Below are 16,418 nucleotides of genomic sequence, written 5' to 3' on the forward strand. Positions count from 1 at the left end.
ACCGGATCTCCAAAAAGTCAGGCAATCAGCCGCGCAAGAAGAACGACAACAATTGCGCCAACGGCTGCGACCACGATTTCATTTAAATAGGCGTTGCCGAGATTGATGTTGATGCCGACAGCCTTGAACAGGAAACCCCCTACAAAAGCGCCAACAAGGCCAATAATGAGATACCGGATCAGTCCGCCGCCGCCGACAACGATACTGGCAAGCCAGCCTGCAATGATGCCAATCGCGACCCAAATCAAAATTGCTTTTACATCCATAACCAAAGGCTCCTTATGCACCTTGCCCCAGACGACGATACGTTAGCCATTTCGCCGCCCGGGTCTAGTCATAGATTAGCAATTTCACTTAGGCGTTGAGGACACGCCCATAAGCGTCCAGCACACTTTCCTTCATCATTTCCGACAGGGTCGGATGCGGGAAGATGGTGTGCATCAGCTCTTCTTCGGTCGTCTCAAGGTTCATCGCGACAACAAACCCCTGAATGAGTTCGGTCACTTCTGCGCCGACCATATGGGCCCCCAGCAATTCGCCGGTCTTCTTGTCGAAGATCGTCTTGATCATGCCGTTGTCTTCACCAAGGGCAATCGCCTTGCCGTTGGCGTTGAAGGAATAGCGCCCGACACGGATGTCACGGCCAGCTTCCTTCGCCTTGGCTTCAGTCAAACCAACGGAAGCCACCTGCGGCGTACAGTAGGTGCAACCCGGGATCTTACCCTTGTCCATGGCATGAACACCTGGAACGCCTGCGATTTTCTCAATGCAAACAACACCTTCGTGCTCAGCCTTGTGAGCCAGCATCGGCGGACCGGCGACATCGCCAATCGCATAGAGACCTGGCACGTTGGTCTTTCCGTACCCATCAATGACAACGCAACCGCGGTCTGTTTTAACGCCAAGCGCTTCAAGGCCAAGATTTTCAATGTTGCCCTGGACACCAACAGCGGAAATCAGGCGGTCGGCCGTGATCTTTTCGATCTTGCCGTCCTTGGTTTCAACATGGGCTGTGATGGAGTTTGCAGCTTTGTCGACCTTGGACACTTTAGCTTCGGTGATGATTCTCATGCCGCGCTTTTCCAGCGCTTTGCGGGCGATCTTGGAGATTTCCTCATCCTCGACCGGCATGACGTTTTTCATCAACTCAACCACGGTGACTTCCACACCCATGGAGAGGTAGAAAGACGCGAACTCGATGCCGATGGCGCCAGACCCCATCACTACCATGGATTTAGGCATGACGTCCGGTTTCATGGCCTCGAAATAGGTCCAGATCAGTTTGCCGTCCGGCTCGATGCCCGGCAGCGCGCGTGGGCGGGCACCGGTTGCAACGATGATGTGTTTGGCAGTGTAAGTGCCCTCACCTTTTACGCCCTTTGGCACCGGGTGCTGTGGCTGAACCGCTGGTTTGGACGGCTTGCCGACGACCAGTTCACCCGGCTTGGTGAGTTTGGCCTCGCCCCAGATCACATCGATCTTGTTCTTTTTCATCAAGAAACCGATGCCGCCGTTAAGACGCGCAGAGACGCCGCGCGAGCGGGCAACCACGTCCTTGACGTCTGCGGTCATCTTGCCTTCCAGCTTCAAGCCGTAGCTCTTGGCGTGGTTGGCGTGGTCCATCATTTCAGCAGAGCGCAGCAGTGCCTTGGTCGGAATGCAGCCCCAGTTGAGGCAGATGCCGCCCAGGTGCTCGCGTTCCACGATTGCGGTTTTGAAACCGAGCTGAGCTGCCCGGATTGCAGTGACGTAACCGCCCGGCCCGGAGCCGATGATGATCACGTCATAATTGGTGTCAGCCATGGTGTTTTCCTAAGGCTATGGAAGTCTTCAAAGAAAACGGCGCGGCGTTGAGACCGCGCCGGAGAGATGCCTTAGACCAGCATGCTCATCGGATTTTCGATGTAGCCCTTGAAGGCGGCGAGCAGCTCCGCACCGAGCGCCCCGTCCACACAGCGGTGGTCGGTGGACAGCGTCACGGTCATGACGGTAGCAACAGCCAATTCGCCGTCTTTGACAACCGGGCGTTTTTCACCCGCGCCAACGGCCAGAATGGTCGCATGCGGCGGGTTCACAACGGCCGAGAAGTTTTTGACGCCCATCATGCCCATGTTGGAGACAGCCGTCGTACCGCCCTGATATTCTTCAGGAAGCAGCTTCTTGGACTTCGCCCGTGCACCCATGTCCTTCATCTCGTTGGAAATAACGGACAGCGGCTTTTCTTCCGCCCGGCGGATGATCGGAGTGATCAGGCCGCCCGGGATCGACACAGCCACACCAACGTCGGCATGTTTGTGTTTGACCATGTTGTCATCGGTCCAGGAGACATTGGCATCCGGCACATCACGCAGGGCCAAAGCCAGCGCCTTGATGGTCATGTCGTTGACCGACAGCTTGTAGGCCGGTTTGCCATCCTTGTCGGTGGCAGCTGCGCCATTCAGCTGAGACCGCAGCGCCAGAAGCGCATCCAGTTCACAGTCCACCGACACATAGAAGTGCGGGATGGTCTGCTTGGATTCTGTCAGGCGCTTGGCAATGGTTTTGCGCATGCCGTCGTGCGGAACCAGGTCGTAAGACCCTTCTTCGAAGAGCTTCAGAACCTGGTCTGAAGACGGACCGGCTGCCGGAGCTGGAGCCGCCTTCGGCGCTTCGGCGGCAGCTGGAGCAGCGGCCTTGCCGGTGCCAGACGCAACAGCCGCCTCGATGTCCCGCTTGACGATCCGGCCGTGCGGGCCGGTGCCGGAGAGCGCTGTCAGATCAAGGCCGTTGAGCTGCGCCAAACGGCGCGCCAACGGTGAGGAGAAGATCCGGTTGCCGTCGTTTGCAACCGGTGCAGGACCCGCAGGGGCGGCGGGCGCAGCTGCCGGTGCCGGGGCGGCCGCAGCAGGTGCAGCAGCTTCTGCCGGGGCAGCTGCCGGAGCGGCTGGTGCCGAACCGATCGCACTGGCATCTTCCCCGTCTTCCAGAAGAACGGCGATCAGCTCATTGACCTTCACGCCTTCAGTTCCTTCGGCAACAATGATTTTGCCGACGGTGCCTTCGTCAACGGCTTCCACTTCCATGGTCGCCTTATCGGTTTCGATCTCGGCGATCACATCGCCAGCCGAAACACTGTCGCCTTCCTTAACCAGCCACTTGGCCAGGTTGCCCTCTTCCATGGTCGGAGAGAGTGCCGGCATGGTGATATTAATTGGCATATCGGTCTCTCCCGCCTCAGGCTGTGTAGGTTACCGCTTTAACCGCATCGATGACTTCACCAACATTCGGCAAGGCCAGCTTTTCCAGGTTTGCGGCATACGGCATCGGAACGTCCTTGCCGGTGACACGCAGGATCGGCGCATCGAGGTAATCGAAGGCTTTTTCCTGAACCTGATATGCGATCTCAGACGAAACGGAACACATCGGGAAAGCTTCTTCGATGGTGACCACCCGGCCTGTCTTGCGGACAGAGGCCAGTACCGTATCGATGTCCAACGGACGGATGGACCGCAGGTTGATCACCTCAGCCGAAATGCCCATGGCCGCCAGCTCATCAGCCGCCTGCAGCGTGTAGGTCATGCCGATGCCCCAGGAGACCAGCGTGACATCTGTCCCGCCGCGCTCGATCTTGGCCTTGCCGATCGGCAGGACAAAATCATCCATATCCGGGATCTCGAAAGACTGACCGTAAAGGATTTCGTTTTCGAGGAAGATGACCGGATTCGGGTCGCGGATGGCAGCTTTCAACAGGCCTTTGGCATCAGCAGCAGAATACGGCTGAATGACTTTCAGGCCCGGCACATGAGCATACCAGGACGCATAGTCCTGAGAGTGCTGGGCACCAACGCGCGCTGCCGCGCCGTTCGGACCCCGGAAGACAATCGGCGCGCCCATCTGGCCACCCGACATATAAAGGGTCTTGGCCGCAGAGTTGATGATGTGGTCAATCGCCTGCATGGCAAAGTTGAACGTCATGAACTCAACGATCGGCTTCATGCCGGCCATGGCCGCACCAACACCTAAACCGGCAAAGCCGTGTTCGGTGATCGGCGTATCAATGACCCGTTTGGCGCTGAATTCATCGAGCAGGCCTTGAGTGATCTTATAGGCGCCCTGGTATTCGGCCACTTCCTCACCCATGACGAAGACTTCTTCGTCGCGGCGCATTTCTTCCGCCATGGCATCGCGCAACGCTTCGCGGACCGTCGATGCCTTCATCGGCGTGCCGGCTGGAATTTCCGGGTCCTCTGCAGGTTCGGATGTCACCGGTGCGGCCGGAGCAGCAGCGGCAGGCGCCGCTGGGGCTTGAGCAGCAGCGGGTGCCGGAGCAGCGGCCGGCGCTGCAGCCGCTGCATCAGCAGCACTTGCATCTTCACCGTCGGCCAACAGAATTGCGATTTTTTCGTTGACCTTGACGTTGTCGGTGCCTTCAGCAACCAAGATTTTGCCCAAGGTCCCTTCGTCGACGGCTTCCACTTCCATGGTCGCCTTGTCGGTTTCGATTTCGGCGATCACATCGCCTGCGGAAACACTATCGCCTTCGGCTTTCAGCCACTTGGCGAGTTTTCCTTCTTCCATTGTCGGCGAAAGCGCCGGCATCAAAATGTCGATCGGCATATTGTCCCCCGGCCTTAAAGCAAAACGTCGGTGTAAAGTTCAGATGGATCCGGCTCCGGATCGGTCTGCGCGAATTCCGCAGCTTCGGCGACCCGAGCGCGCACATCTTTATCGATGGCCTTCAGGTCGTCTTCCGTTGCCCAGCCTTTGTCCAGCAGCCGCTGGCGGACCTGCTCAATCGGATCATGCTCGGAGCGCATCTTCTGCACTTCTTCCTTGGAGCGGTATTTCGCCGGATCCGACATGGAGTGGCCGCGGTAGCGGTAAGTGTTCATCTCCAGGATGTATGGACCTTTGCCGGACCGGCACCATTCCAGTGCCCGGGCAGACGCTTCTTTGACGGCGCGCACATCCATACCATCGACTTTTTCGCCGGGGATGTTGAAGGATGCACCGCGCTGGGACAGATCGGTCACAGAGGAAGACCGCTCGATGCTGGTTCCCATGCCGTATTTGTTGTTTTCGATCACATAAATGACCGGCAACTTCCACAGCTCGGCCATGTTGAAACTTTCATAAACCTGGCCCTGGTTGGAGGCGCCGTCGCCGAAGAATGTCATACAGACATTGCCGTTCTCACGGTACTTGTTGGCAAAGCCGAGACCGGTTCCCAAAGACACCTGGGCGCCAACGATGCCGTGGCCGCCATAAAAATGTTTTTCCTTGGAGAACATGTGCATCGAACCGCCCTTGCCTTTCGACAGGCCGCCGCGGCGGCCGGTGAGCTCGGCCATCACACCTTTTGGATCGAGATCCATTGCCAACATATGGCCATGATCGCGGTAAGCGGTGATCATCTGATCGCCTTCGATCTTCGCCATTTGCATACCGACAACGACCGCTTCCTGGCCGATGTACAAGTGGCAGAAGCCGCCGATGAGGCCCATGCCGTACAATTGACCGGCTTTTTCCTCGAAACGGCGGATTAGAAGCATCTCGCGATACGCGTGGAGCTCATCGTCCTTGGTAAATTCGGCGATCGCAGGCTCGGCCTTCTTGGCAGATCTGCGGGTCCGGGTGGTACCGGCACTGGTCTTCTTAGCTGCAGCCATATCCCTCAACTCGGTGTGACGTTTCCCCTAAGACAGGTGAGAAGAACTTATCCTGTAACAAAGGGCAATCCAATCCGTGCAATTCCTACAGGGATACGGAATTAAAGCGATGTAATGTATGGATTATTTTCTACTTAACTGAAATTTTGTTAAGTTGCATAAATCAACTTAATTTCAGTTTATTGCTGCGCTGCTGCCGGACGCAGTACAACCAACTCGTCCGGGTGCACTAGGTTCAGATAAAGACGGGCCCGTTCGTCCAGCATATCCGGATCGAGGCTTTCCGGGCGGAGCAAACTGACCCGCGCCACCAGTTCTTCCCGCTCTGCCGTCAGCAACTCAAGCTCACCTTCAAGTTCTGCAACTTGGCGTTCGATCATGGCCCGTCCAACCAGGCCAAGCTCCCCATTCATGGCATGAAACCCAAAATAGGCGAGCACCGCAATAGCAATTGCGGGCGTGATTAACCGGCGCAAAAAGGATTTTTTTCGCTGACGCGTAGCTGCTCGGGGCACTCTTTGGACCTTAAACACGGAACACTTGGTCTCTTGGTTGTTCCACTATGCCGTTTCAGGCTTAATAGATTCTTGCGATCCGGATTAAACTTGTATGCTTATCCCCAACACCGGGACCCTGACCATGGAAGGTTTTGTAAAAGAGCGGCAACAGATGGTGGACCGGCAAATCCGGGCCCGGGGCGTGGATGATGTCCGGGTTCTCGATGCCATGGTCAGCGTGCCACGCCATCTGTTTGTGGCGCCAGACGACAAGGAGCGGGCCTATCAGGACTGCCCACTGCCGATCGGTCTCGGCCAAACGATTTCCCAGCCGTATGTCGTTGCTTATATGTGCGAGGCTCTCGGCCTGACAAAAACCTCCAAGGTGCTGGATGTCGGCACCGGTTCTGGGTATTCAGCTGCGGTTCTTTCCGAGTTGGCTGGCACGGTCATTGGCGTAGAACGCAAACCTGATCTAGTCGATCTGGCGAAAAACAATCTGGCCCGGGCCGGTTATGGCGCGATTGAAGTTCATTGTGCCGACGGCAGCATAGGGTATCTGAAGGAAGCTCCCTATGATGCCATCATGGTCGGTGCCGGCGCTCCGGCCACCCCGGACCAATTGCAGCAGCAGCTGGCGATTGGCGGACATTTGGTAATCCCCATTGGCCCGTCCCGCCATCATCAGATGCTCTGGCGGATCACCCGCATCTCCGAAGATGAATTTGACACCAAAAATCTTGGTGACGTCAGTTTTGTGCCGCTGATCGGCGAAGACGGCTGGGAAGCAGGCTTCGATTAGATTTTCGACATGATTTGGAGCGCCCCAAAATCATACCGATGGCCGCAAGTCGGGTTCTAGGTGAATGCCGATGCCTTGAAACCCACTCGGGACACCACTTGCCATGCCCCTCTGGTCTGCGTGGAACCTATAAGCCTTCATGTTGATGATCAGACCAACTATCGATGTCAATTTGAATGCTTCAGCCCCCTAGCGGCCGTTTCAATCCGTTCTCCAGGCTCTGCTTAACCAGCATCTTGTGAAACGGAAGGATCGCAGCGAGGTAGGCGTGTCCAAAAATATTGTGCCGCTGGCAGCAGGTGGACACATATACCCGTGGCGACGGCCCCCTTTTACGGAAAACCGACAGCCGGAAATCCTGATGCCAGTCATCTTCTCCTAAAAGAATTTCGTCCGCACCGATCTGATAGATTTTGAAAAACTGGATCCGGTCACCGGCCTGGAGGTCCAAAACAGGTTTCTTCACACCGTCTTTCGCCAAATCTTTGGTCGTCTTCAAACCCAAGGGGCGGACAACCTGATCCCTGAGTATTAGCAGTTTTTGCGCCCAGGCCATGTCGATGGTGGTGAAATGCACCCCAAATGCACGGATGTCACACTCAAGTAGATCCGGTCGCACTGACAGGTCACCGCTATAAACATCCATGAAATCTTTTGGCTGCCGATAGGCGTTGAGCTGACTATCCAGTGGCAAAGTATCGGCTGCAATCATGTGTCCGGCTCCTGACAAGCAGATTTGCCCGGATCATATAAGTAGAACCGCGTAACGCCACAGGCGCATTGCCGCAGGTACGGAACGGCGAAAAACAAGGAGATCGCCGACCCGCGATGACCAGCGGCCGCCCTTAGGCTGCCGCCAACCTTGCCAGTTTGGTCAGGATAGTTGCAGCACCTTTGAGGCGTTTGTCCGTCTGTTCCCAATCGCGCGTCAGAACAACTTTCTGATCAGGGCGGATTTTCGCCAAAACGCCTTGCTCGGCAATGTAAGAAACAAGACCTGCCGGATTGGCGAATTCGCTGTTTCGGAAGGAGACCACAACCCCTTTTGGACCCGCGTCGACCTTTTCGACATTGGCCTTGCGGCACAGCCCTTTGATATAGACGATTTTCAGAAGATGCTGGACTTCTTCCGGTAGCGGGCCAAACCGGTCGATCAGCTCAGCACCAAAGGCATCAATCTCTTCTGCTTCCGTAACATCGCCAAGGCGCCGGTAAAGCTGCAGGCGCAACTGTAGATCACCGACATAGTCTTCCGGGATCAGGACCGGCGTACCGATATTGATCTGCGGCGACCATTGTTCCTCGCCAAAGTCCGCTCCACCGTCTTTAAGCTGGGCAACCGCCTCTTCCAGCATTTGCTGGTAAAGCTCGAACCCAACTTCCTTGATATGGCCGGATTGTTCTTCGCCCAAAAGATTTCCGGCGCCGCGAATATCCAAATCGTGGCTTGCGAGCTGAAAGCCCGCGCCCAGTGTTTCCAGCGACTGCAAGACCTTTAATCGCCGCTCCGCAGTCGGTGTCAGGGTCTTGTTGGCCGGCACGGTAAACAGCGCATAAGCGCGGGTTTTGGAACGCCCGACCCGGCCGCGCAGCTGATAGAGCTGGGATAGGCCGAACATATCCGCCCTGTGCACGATCAGCGTGTTGGCTGTCGGAATATCAAGGCCGGATTCCACGATCGTGGTGGATAGAAGCACGTTGTATTTGCCTTCATAAAAGGCGTTCATGACGTCTTCCAGCTCGCCCGGCGGCATCTGACCATGGGCAACGGCGACTTTGAGTTCAGGAATATTGTCTTCCAGAAATTCCTTGCGCTCCGCCAAGTCCGACAGGCGCGGACAGACATAAAAACTCTGCCCGCCGCGGTAATGTTCTCTGAGCAGGGCTTCGCGCACCACCAGCGGATCAAACGGCGACACGAAGGTTCTGACGGCCAGCCGGTCAACCGGCGGCGTCGCGATCAACGAGAGTTCGCGCACACCCGTCAAAGCCAACTGAAGCGTGCGTGGGATAGGCGTCGCCGAAAGGGTTAAGACGTGGATGTCCGACTTCAGCTCCTTCAGACGCTCTTTGTGCTTCACCCCGAAATGCTGCTCTTCATCGATGACCAGAAGCCCAAGATCGCGGAATTGAATGGATTTTCCCAAAAGCGCATGTGTACCAACAACGATGTCAACGGAGCCGTCGGCAACACCCTTCTTGGTCTGGGTTAGCTGCTTGGTGGGCACAAGACGCGAGGCATGGGCGACATTAATGGGCAGACCATGAAAGCGCTCCGAAAACGTCTTGAAATGCTGGCGCGCCAGAAGTGTTGTCGGCACAACGACGGCGACCTGGCGCCCGGACATGGCGGCCAAAAAGGCTGCACGCAATGCCACTTCCGTTTTGCCGAAACCAACATCGCCGCACACAAGCCGGTCCATGGGGCGGCCGGCGGAAAGGTCTTCAAACACCGCATCAATGGCGTTCAACTGATCATCGGTTTCTTCATACGGGAATTTTGTGGCGAACTCGTCGTAGACCCCTTCCGGCGTTTCGACGACTGGCGCGGTTTTCAGGGCGCGTTCCGCCGCGGTTTTGATCAAACCGTCGGCAATTTCCAGAATGCGTTTTTTGAGTTTGGCCTTGCGCGCCTGCCAGGCCCCGCCGCCGAGCTTGTCGAGCTGCGCTTCCTGATCTTCCGATCCGTAGCGGGACAGAAGCTCGATGTTTTCAACCGGCAGATAGAGCTTGTCACCGCCGGCATATTGCAGTTCGAGGCAATCATGCGGTGCGCCAATGGCTTCCACGGTTTTAAGGCCAATGAACCGGCCGATGCCGTGTTCGACGTGCACGACAAGATCGCCTTCCGACAGGCCGGTTGCCTCGGTGATGACATTGGCACCCTTGGCCTTGCGGCGCGATTTGCGCACCAGCCGGTCGCCCAGAATGTCCTGCTCGCCGATGAAAGCAATGTCGGAGAGTTCAAAGCCGTGCTCGATGCCGAGCACACAGAGCGCCGAGGTCTTTTCCGGCAGTTTTTCGGCTTCCTGAAGCGTTTCCACGTTCTGGACGGCACCCAATCCGTGATCACCCAGGATTTGTCCCAGCCGGTCACGCGATCCATCAGACCAACAGGCGATAACGGTGCGTTTGCCGCCTTTTTGCAGATCGCGGACATGGGTTGTCAGCGCGTCAAAAATGTTGACGTCGCCAGCCGTGCGTTCGGCGGCAAAACTGCGGCCCTGGCGGCCGCCGAGTTCGATCACCGCTTTGCCGCTGCCCGGCGGCGGTGTGAAGGCATCAAGCGTCCCGGTTGCCCGGTCGGCGAGTGCGGCGGTCCATTCCTCAGGCGTGAAATACAAGAGATCCGGCGCAATCGGCATATAGGGCACTGTTCCGGCGCCAGATCCCATTTCCCGGGCTTCTTCCCGCGCCTTATAGTGCTCGCCGACCTGCTCGAGCCGTTCCCGAACGGCATCACCGCTGCTGGCATCCAGCACAACCGGGGCATCACCGATGAAATCGAACAGCGTTTCCAGCCGCTCATGAAACAGCGGCAGCCAATGCTCCATACCGGCATAGCGCCGGCCGTCGCTGATTGACTGATAAAGCACATCATCGCGGCTGGCGGCGCCAAAACTTGCCAGATACGACCGGCGGAACCGGGAAACGGCCTCCTCGGACAGCACTACTTCGCTCATCGGCACCAAGTCGAGGCGCTTCAGCTGTTTGGAGGTGCGCTGAGTTTCAGGATTGAAGGAACGGATCGATTCCAGCGTATCGCCGAAGAAATCGAGACGCACCGGCTCTTCAGCGCCCGGAGCAAAGAGGTCAACAATGCCGCCGCGGACTGCGTATTCGCCTGTTTCCCGAACAGTTGGCGTGCGCGAAAAGCCGTTCATTTCCATCCAGTTGGAAATCGCAGCCATATCGATCTGATTGCCTGGCGCCATGGAGAGCGTCTGATCAGCCATGAAGGCGCGTTCCGGCACGCGTTGGACGGCCGCGTTCAAGGTGGTGACCAGAAGAACCTTACGGCCCTCTTCGATGCCGCGAGCCAGTTGACCAAGCGCAAGAAGACGGCGCGCGCTGATCGCCGGGTTTGGCGACACCCGGTCGTAAGGCAAACAATCCCAGGCCGGCAGCTGGATGATTTCCGCGCCTGGATCAAAAAAGCTCAATGCCTCGCTGATCATCGCCATGCGCGTTGCATCGCGCGCAATAAAGACCAGCGCCAGGCCGCTTGCCGAACTCTCATTCAAAAGCCGCGCAAGTGCATAGCTTTCCGCACCATCGGGCACGCCAGCCAACGTCACATTGGCCTGGTCCTTCAACAAGCTGTCGAACACAGCAACCGTCCTTGTTTTGTTATTTTTTGAAGCCTGCCGGTCCGGCAGCTTCATGATAGGCTATAATCTGCCGGTAGAGTGCACTGTCCCATTCTTCCGGCAGCGGTTTGCGGCCCGTCATCCAGGCATACAAGTCCTGATCGTGCGCCGTCAGCAGATGCTCCAATTCCTTGAGCTGCTCTTCATTGAGGTCGTCGATCATGGCATCCGCAAACCCGCCGAGCAGCAAATCCATTTCCTTCATGCCCCGGTGCCAGCAGCGGAACAGGATTTTTTTACGCCGCACATCCCGGCCGTTTGTTTCGTTGTCATTTGTCGCGCTGGGATGATCGGACATGGAAGGCCTTTGGAAGCTGAACCGGAAAACGGCAAATGCGAGATACGCAAGCCTAGCGGATAGAATGAAATCTGGCGACTGTATAGCGCTGAAATTTGGAAAAGTCAGCGCCGAAGTTCACAGATTGTTCTAATTGTTGCACTTAAGATGGGGTTCATGTCAGAACAGGATATCAAATCCGCTTTGCGGCCTGTCTGACTTAAGGTTTCCTCCCCTGAATGCGCCCTCCGGTTCTAGATCCGCTGTTTGCTCCGGTCTCCACCCTTCCCGGCATTGGGCCGAAAATCGCCAAACTTGTCGCCGGGCTTGTTGGCAGCCAGCCGGATCGGGACGCGACTGTTGCCGATCTGCTGTTTCACATCCCGCACAGTCTGATCGACCGGCGTCACAAGCCGGGGATCGCCTATTCGGAAAATGGAGACATTGTCACGCTGGATGTCACCATCGGCCGTCACTCCGCTCCGCCCCGCCATTCCAAGGCGCCTTACAAGATCTCCGCTTATGACGAGACGGGCCAGATCACTTTTGTCTTTTTCCATTCCCGGCAAGACTGGCTTTTGAAAACCTTTCCGGAAGGCGAGAGGCGGATCGTCTCCGGCAAGGTGGAATGGTTCAATGACCGGCCACAAATGGTGCATCCGGATTATTCGGTCTCGCCGGAAGAAGCGGACCAGATGCCGCCGATCGAGCCGGTTTATCCGCTGACCGCCGGTCTTGCCTCCAAAACACTACAAAAGGCCATGAAGGCGGCGGTAGAGAAAATCCCGCATCTGCCGGAATGGCTGAACGAACCGCATTTGCATCAAACCGCCTGGCCGGATTTTGCTGAAGCTCTGGAAACCTTGCACGCGCCGAAGGAACGCCAGGATACCGAACCGCATTCGCCGTTTATGCAGCGCCTCGCCTATGACGAATTGCTTGCCAGCCAGCTTGCGCTGGCTTTAGTGCGGGCCAACATGCGCACGCTTGGCGGCATCGAACGGAAACCTCAAGGCCAGCTTCAGGCATCGGTGATCAAAGCTTTGCCCTTTGAGCTGACCGACAGCCAGAAAGACGCCATCAAGGACATCAACGCCGACCTGGCAGAGCCGGTCCGCATGCTGCGTTTGCTGCAAGGCGATGTCGGCGCCGGCAAAACCGTTGTGGCCCTGGCAACACTCGCGCAAGTGATTGAAACCGGGGCGCAGGGCGGCCTGATGGCCCCAACTGAAATTCTCGCCCGCCAGCACTACGCCTCCATGGCTCCGATTTGCGAAAAGGCCGGCATCCGGCTGGCGCTGATGACCGGCAAGGACACCCAGAAGGAACGCCGCCTGCTTCAAGAGAAGCTGGACGCAGGAGATATTGACCTGGTGGTTGGCACCCATGCGCTGTTTCAGGGTTCGGTGACGTTCAAGGACCTTGGGATGGTCGTGGTCGACGAGCAGCACCGGTTCGGGGTTCACCAGCGGCTGGCTCTATCCGCCAAGGGGCGCGGCGTCGATGTTCTGGTGATGACGGCAACGCCCATCCCCCGCACGCTGGTGCTGACCTGTTTTGGCGACATGGATGTCACCAAACTCACCGGCAAACCGGCTGGCCGCAAACCGATCAAGACAGTCTCCGTCTCGCTAGACCGGCTGGAAGAGATCATCGGCCGCGTCGGAGCTGCCACCCGGGACGGCCAGAAGGTCTATTGGGTCTGCCCGCTGGTTGAAGAATCAGAAAAAATCGACCTTGCCGCGGTTGAGGATCGGCAGCGGGTGCTGGAACATATGCTCGGCCAGAAAGTCTCGCTGGTGCATGGCCGCATGAACGCGGACGAAAAAGATGCCGCCATGGACGATTTCAAGTCCGGCCGGACCCGGATCCTGGTGGCAACCACAGTGATTGAAGTCGGCGTTGATGTTCCAGATGCCACCATCATTGTGATCGAGCACGCGGAACGGTTCGGCCTTGCCCAATTGCACCAGCTGCGCGGCCGGGTTGGGCGCGGCGACAAGCCCTCGTCCTGCGTCTTGCTCTATAAGGGCCCGCTTGGAGAAACGGCAGGCGCGCGCCTTAACATCATGCGCGAGACCAACGACGGGTTTCTGATTGCCGAAGAAGACTTGCGATTGCGCGGCGGTGGGGAAATCCTAGGCACCCGTCAGTCCGGCACGCCGGGTTTCCGGATTGCCCGGGCGGAGGACCATGCAGACCTGATGGAAATTGCCCGCGACGATGCCCGGTTGATCCTGGAAACGGACCCGGATCTAAAAAGCCCGCGCGGCGAAGCCCTGCGCTGCCTGCTTTATCTCTTCGGCCGCGACGCCGCGATCCAGCTGCTGCGCGCGGGATAGATTTTCGGTTTTTGATTTGATTGTGAGGCCGCCTATTCGGCTCTCAGACCCATCAGCTTATCATCCCGGGCGACGCCTAAGCGGAGACCCGGGATCGGAGGGCCACAAACTCACGGTTTCTTTGGCTCTCCGATCCCGGATAAAGCCGATGGCTTTTCCGGGATGACAATGAATAACTCGCCGAAAAAATTCATCCTCTTGGCCCGCCGCCGTGAATGGCCACAGACAAATCTATCCAGAAACAAGAGCCCCAATCTCGCGGGCGCTCATATGCTCCAGCTGATCGAGCATGGCCCAGATCCGTCCGCCATCGGAGCCGAGACAGTCCTGCGCCTTTGTCTTCAATTTCTTTTCCAAAATGGCAAGTGGCAGCGGCGCTGCGAGATCAAAGGAGATAGGACGGGTTTCGCCGGATTTCAGTGTCAAAACACCTTCGGCTTGGAGATCCGTTAGACTGTTCTCACCGATCACCGTGACTTTTTCCGCCAAAGCGGAGAGCTCCGGGTCTTGTGCCACGTCATCTGTGTAGAGGTTAGGTGCACCAGTCGCATCGCCGCGCAAGGTCATGCCGGCGAGCCAAGCGTAGCTGAATTTGACTTCCAATCCAGTGCGCGGATGTTTGATGTCGCAGACCTTCAGCCACCTCGGATTTGTTTTGAGCGACAGGGCCGCAACATCCGAAAGAGCAAAACCGCCGCCCCTGACAAGCAGCAAACCTTCGATCATGGCATGAAGCCCATGACAACAGGCGTGAAGTTTGTATTTGTTGTCCTCAAACAAAAGCTTTCCGCCCGCAAAATCGTCCCAGCCGGCCGTTTCCAGCGGCAGCCCGGCATGATGGGTTTCCGCAAATCCCTGGTTTCCCAACAAGCCGTCATCGCACGACGTCAGGCCGAGCGCTGCCAATTGTGCACATTCCACACCGTTGGACGCGGCTATGCCCGCATTATAAGGTTTGCCCATGGTGCCGAACTGCGATTTCAGGCCGGAAGCGCGGGTCGCGCAGAGGCCAATGGCCGCCCGCATCCGCTCTTGTGACAGGCCATAAAGGCGTCCGGCGGCAATCGTTGCGCCAAAAGCTCCGGCGGTCGCAGTCTGATGAAACCCCGTATTGTAGTGGCGCGCACCCAAAACAAGACCGATGCGGATCGCGGCCTCCGTACCAACTGCAAAGGCCGCGATCATGTCCGCAGCGCTGGCATCGACCTCTTCTGCGGCCGCCAAGGCTGCCGGAAAGATCCCGACCGACAGGTGGCCCACATGGGCGAAATGGGTATCGTCATAATCGAGCGCATGGCTTGCAGCGCCATTAACGAGCGCCGCCGTCCGTGCGGGCAGTTTCTGCCCCTGAAAAGTCGAGGCGGCTTCAATGCCCCCTTCCCGCGCTGCAAATTCCCGCAGTTTTTGGGAAACAGGTTCTTCCGCCCCGGCCCTGCCGCAGACCAGCCAATCGAGCAACGAGAACTGCGCCAGCTTGAGAGCCGTTTCAGAGATTTCTCCCGGAGCGATTTCGGAAAAGGAAATCAGATCATCAATGAAGGGCATGAAAGTTGGACCGGCTGAGAAAACTATGAATGGCTCCAACAAGCGGTATCGAAATTGAAGACAGATGTGAAGCTTTATGGTCTCAGCGACAGGCGCTTACGCATCCTCGGTCTTTTTCAAACGCTCTGCCTGTTTCGGGTCAACAACCAGATCTTCGACAAGTTCGGGATACTCCGGGCTGACGAGGCCTGCGGAGATCACCAATTTGGCAGCATCTTCAACACTCATGTTGAGCTCAATGACGTCTGCTTTTGGAACAAAAAGCAAAAAACCCGATGTCGGGTTCGGCGTGGTCGGAAGAAACACCGAAACGGTCTCGGCCATATTTTTGAGCTGCGACGACACTTCGCCCTTGGTTTCCGTTGAAATGAACACGATGGCCCACAAGCCCCGGCGCGGATATTCGATCAGGGCCGCTTTGTTGAAACTCGTCCCGCGCTGATCAAGTGCCGTCTGAAAAATCTGCTTTAAGCCACTGTAAATGTTGCGAACAAGCGGCATTCGACCGACAAGATTTTCACCGAAATTGATCAGACTACGGCCCAAGAAATTCGCCGCCAGAAAGCCAATGATCGTCAGCGCGAAAATCGCGACGATCAAACCAAAGCCTGGAATGGAAAACGGCAGATAGGTTTCAGGATTATAGTTGGCGGGCACGAAGGGTTTGACCCAGCCGTCGACCCACTTGATGAACGTCCAGGTGAGCCACAAAGTGATCCCGATCGGACCGGTGATGACCAAGCCTGTCAGAAAATAATTCCGCAAACGCGTCGCTGCACCCGGCCGGTGGGGTACCAATAGCTCATCATCTGCACTATGTTTCTTGCTCATCGGCGAAACCTGATCATCGTCTCTTAGAGTTCCCGTTTTGCATCCAGCCATAAGCTAGATAAGTATCATTGTCGCGGCGCGGTATCCTTCGTTCGAATAAATTTTC

The 16,418-nt window shown here is 57.0% G+C and carries 13 protein-coding genes; 2 read left to right on the top strand and 11 right to left on the bottom strand.

Going from position 1 to position 16,418, the window contains the following annotated elements; genetic code table 11:
• Nucleotides 1-17: 17 nt before the first annotated feature.
• The 6 genes from FJ695_RS18970 to FJ695_RS18995 form a co-directional block, all read right to left on the bottom strand.
• Nucleotides 18-266, bottom strand: coding sequence for a GlsB/YeaQ/YmgE family stress response membrane protein (locus FJ695_RS18970; protein ID WP_141186897.1), 249 nt, complete (start codon nt 264-266; stop codon nt 18-20).
• An 88-nt stretch (nt 267-354) separates the two neighbouring features.
• On the bottom strand, nt 355-1,803 hold the full coding sequence (gene lpdA / locus FJ695_RS18975) for a dihydrolipoyl dehydrogenase (RefSeq protein ID WP_141186898.1): 1,449 nt from the start codon (nt 1,801-1,803) through the stop codon (nt 355-357).
• Between the two features lie 71 nt (nt 1,804-1,874).
• Nucleotides 1,875-3,197: a pyruvate dehydrogenase complex dihydrolipoamide acetyltransferase gene (locus FJ695_RS18980; RefSeq protein ID WP_141186899.1), complete on the bottom strand. Its 1,323-nt coding sequence runs from the start codon at nt 3,195-3,197 to the stop codon at nt 1,875-1,877.
• Nucleotides 3,198-3,213: 16 nt separating this feature from the next.
• Entirely contained in the window at nt 3,214-4,596 is a 1,383-nt protein-coding gene (locus FJ695_RS18985; RefSeq protein ID WP_141186900.1) for a pyruvate dehydrogenase complex E1 component subunit beta, read from the bottom strand.
• A 14-nt stretch (nt 4,597-4,610) separates the two neighbouring features.
• Nucleotides 4,611-5,648, bottom strand: coding sequence for a pyruvate dehydrogenase (acetyl-transferring) E1 component subunit alpha (gene pdhA, locus FJ695_RS18990; protein ID WP_141186901.1), 1,038 nt, complete (start codon nt 5,646-5,648; stop codon nt 4,611-4,613).
• A 179-nt stretch (nt 5,649-5,827) separates the two neighbouring features.
• Nucleotides 5,828-6,124: a septum formation initiator family protein gene (locus FJ695_RS18995; RefSeq protein WP_247653683.1), complete on the bottom strand. Its 297-nt coding sequence runs from the start codon at nt 6,122-6,124 to the stop codon at nt 5,828-5,830.
• Between the two features lie 133 nt (nt 6,125-6,257).
• Between FJ695_RS18995 and FJ695_RS19000 the strand changes: the two genes are divergently transcribed.
• Complete coding sequence (locus tag FJ695_RS19000) at nt 6,258-6,947, top strand: protein-L-isoaspartate(D-aspartate) O-methyltransferase (protein ID WP_209010721.1); 690 nt, start codon at nt 6,258-6,260, stop codon at nt 6,945-6,947.
• Nucleotides 6,948-7,128: 181 nt separating this feature from the next.
• Here the strand turns inward: FJ695_RS19000 and FJ695_RS19005 are convergent, their stop codons facing one another.
• The 3 genes from FJ695_RS19005 to FJ695_RS19015 all read right to left on the bottom strand — a co-directional run bounded on the left by FJ695_RS19005 (nt 7,129) and on the right by FJ695_RS19015 (nt 11,615).
• On the bottom strand, nt 7,129-7,659 hold the full coding sequence (locus FJ695_RS19005) for a DUF2867 domain-containing protein (protein WP_141186903.1): 531 nt from the start codon (nt 7,657-7,659) through the stop codon (nt 7,129-7,131).
• A gap of 133 nt (nt 7,660-7,792) precedes the next feature.
• Nucleotides 7,793-11,278: a transcription-repair coupling factor gene (gene mfd, locus FJ695_RS19010; protein WP_141186904.1), complete on the bottom strand. Its 3,486-nt coding sequence runs from the start codon at nt 11,276-11,278 to the stop codon at nt 7,793-7,795.
• A gap of 19 nt (nt 11,279-11,297) precedes the next feature.
• On the bottom strand, nt 11,298-11,615 hold the full coding sequence (locus FJ695_RS19015) for a succinate dehydrogenase assembly factor 2 (RefSeq protein ID WP_141186905.1): 318 nt from the start codon (nt 11,613-11,615) through the stop codon (nt 11,298-11,300).
• A 218-nt stretch (nt 11,616-11,833) separates the two neighbouring features.
• Between FJ695_RS19015 and recG the strand changes: the two genes are divergently transcribed.
• Nucleotides 11,834-13,936: an ATP-dependent DNA helicase RecG gene (gene recG / locus FJ695_RS19020; RefSeq protein ID WP_141186906.1), complete on the top strand. Its 2,103-nt coding sequence runs from the start codon at nt 11,834-11,836 to the stop codon at nt 13,934-13,936.
• A gap of 231 nt (nt 13,937-14,167) precedes the next feature.
• Here recG and FJ695_RS19025 read toward each other — a convergent pair whose 3' ends face one another.
• On the bottom strand, nt 14,168-15,481 hold the full coding sequence (locus FJ695_RS19025) for an MmgE/PrpD family protein (protein WP_141186907.1): 1,314 nt from the start codon (nt 15,479-15,481) through the stop codon (nt 14,168-14,170).
• A gap of 96 nt (nt 15,482-15,577) precedes the next feature.
• On the bottom strand, nt 15,578-16,312 hold the full coding sequence (locus tag FJ695_RS19030; protein ID WP_141186908.1) for a DUF502 domain-containing protein: 735 nt from the start codon (nt 16,310-16,312) through the stop codon (nt 15,578-15,580).
• Nucleotides 16,313-16,418: the final 106 nt, after the last annotated feature.

This window comes from Labrenzia sp. PHM005 (assembly GCF_006517275.1).
Lineage (GTDB): Bacteria > Pseudomonadota > Alphaproteobacteria > Rhizobiales > Stappiaceae > Roseibium.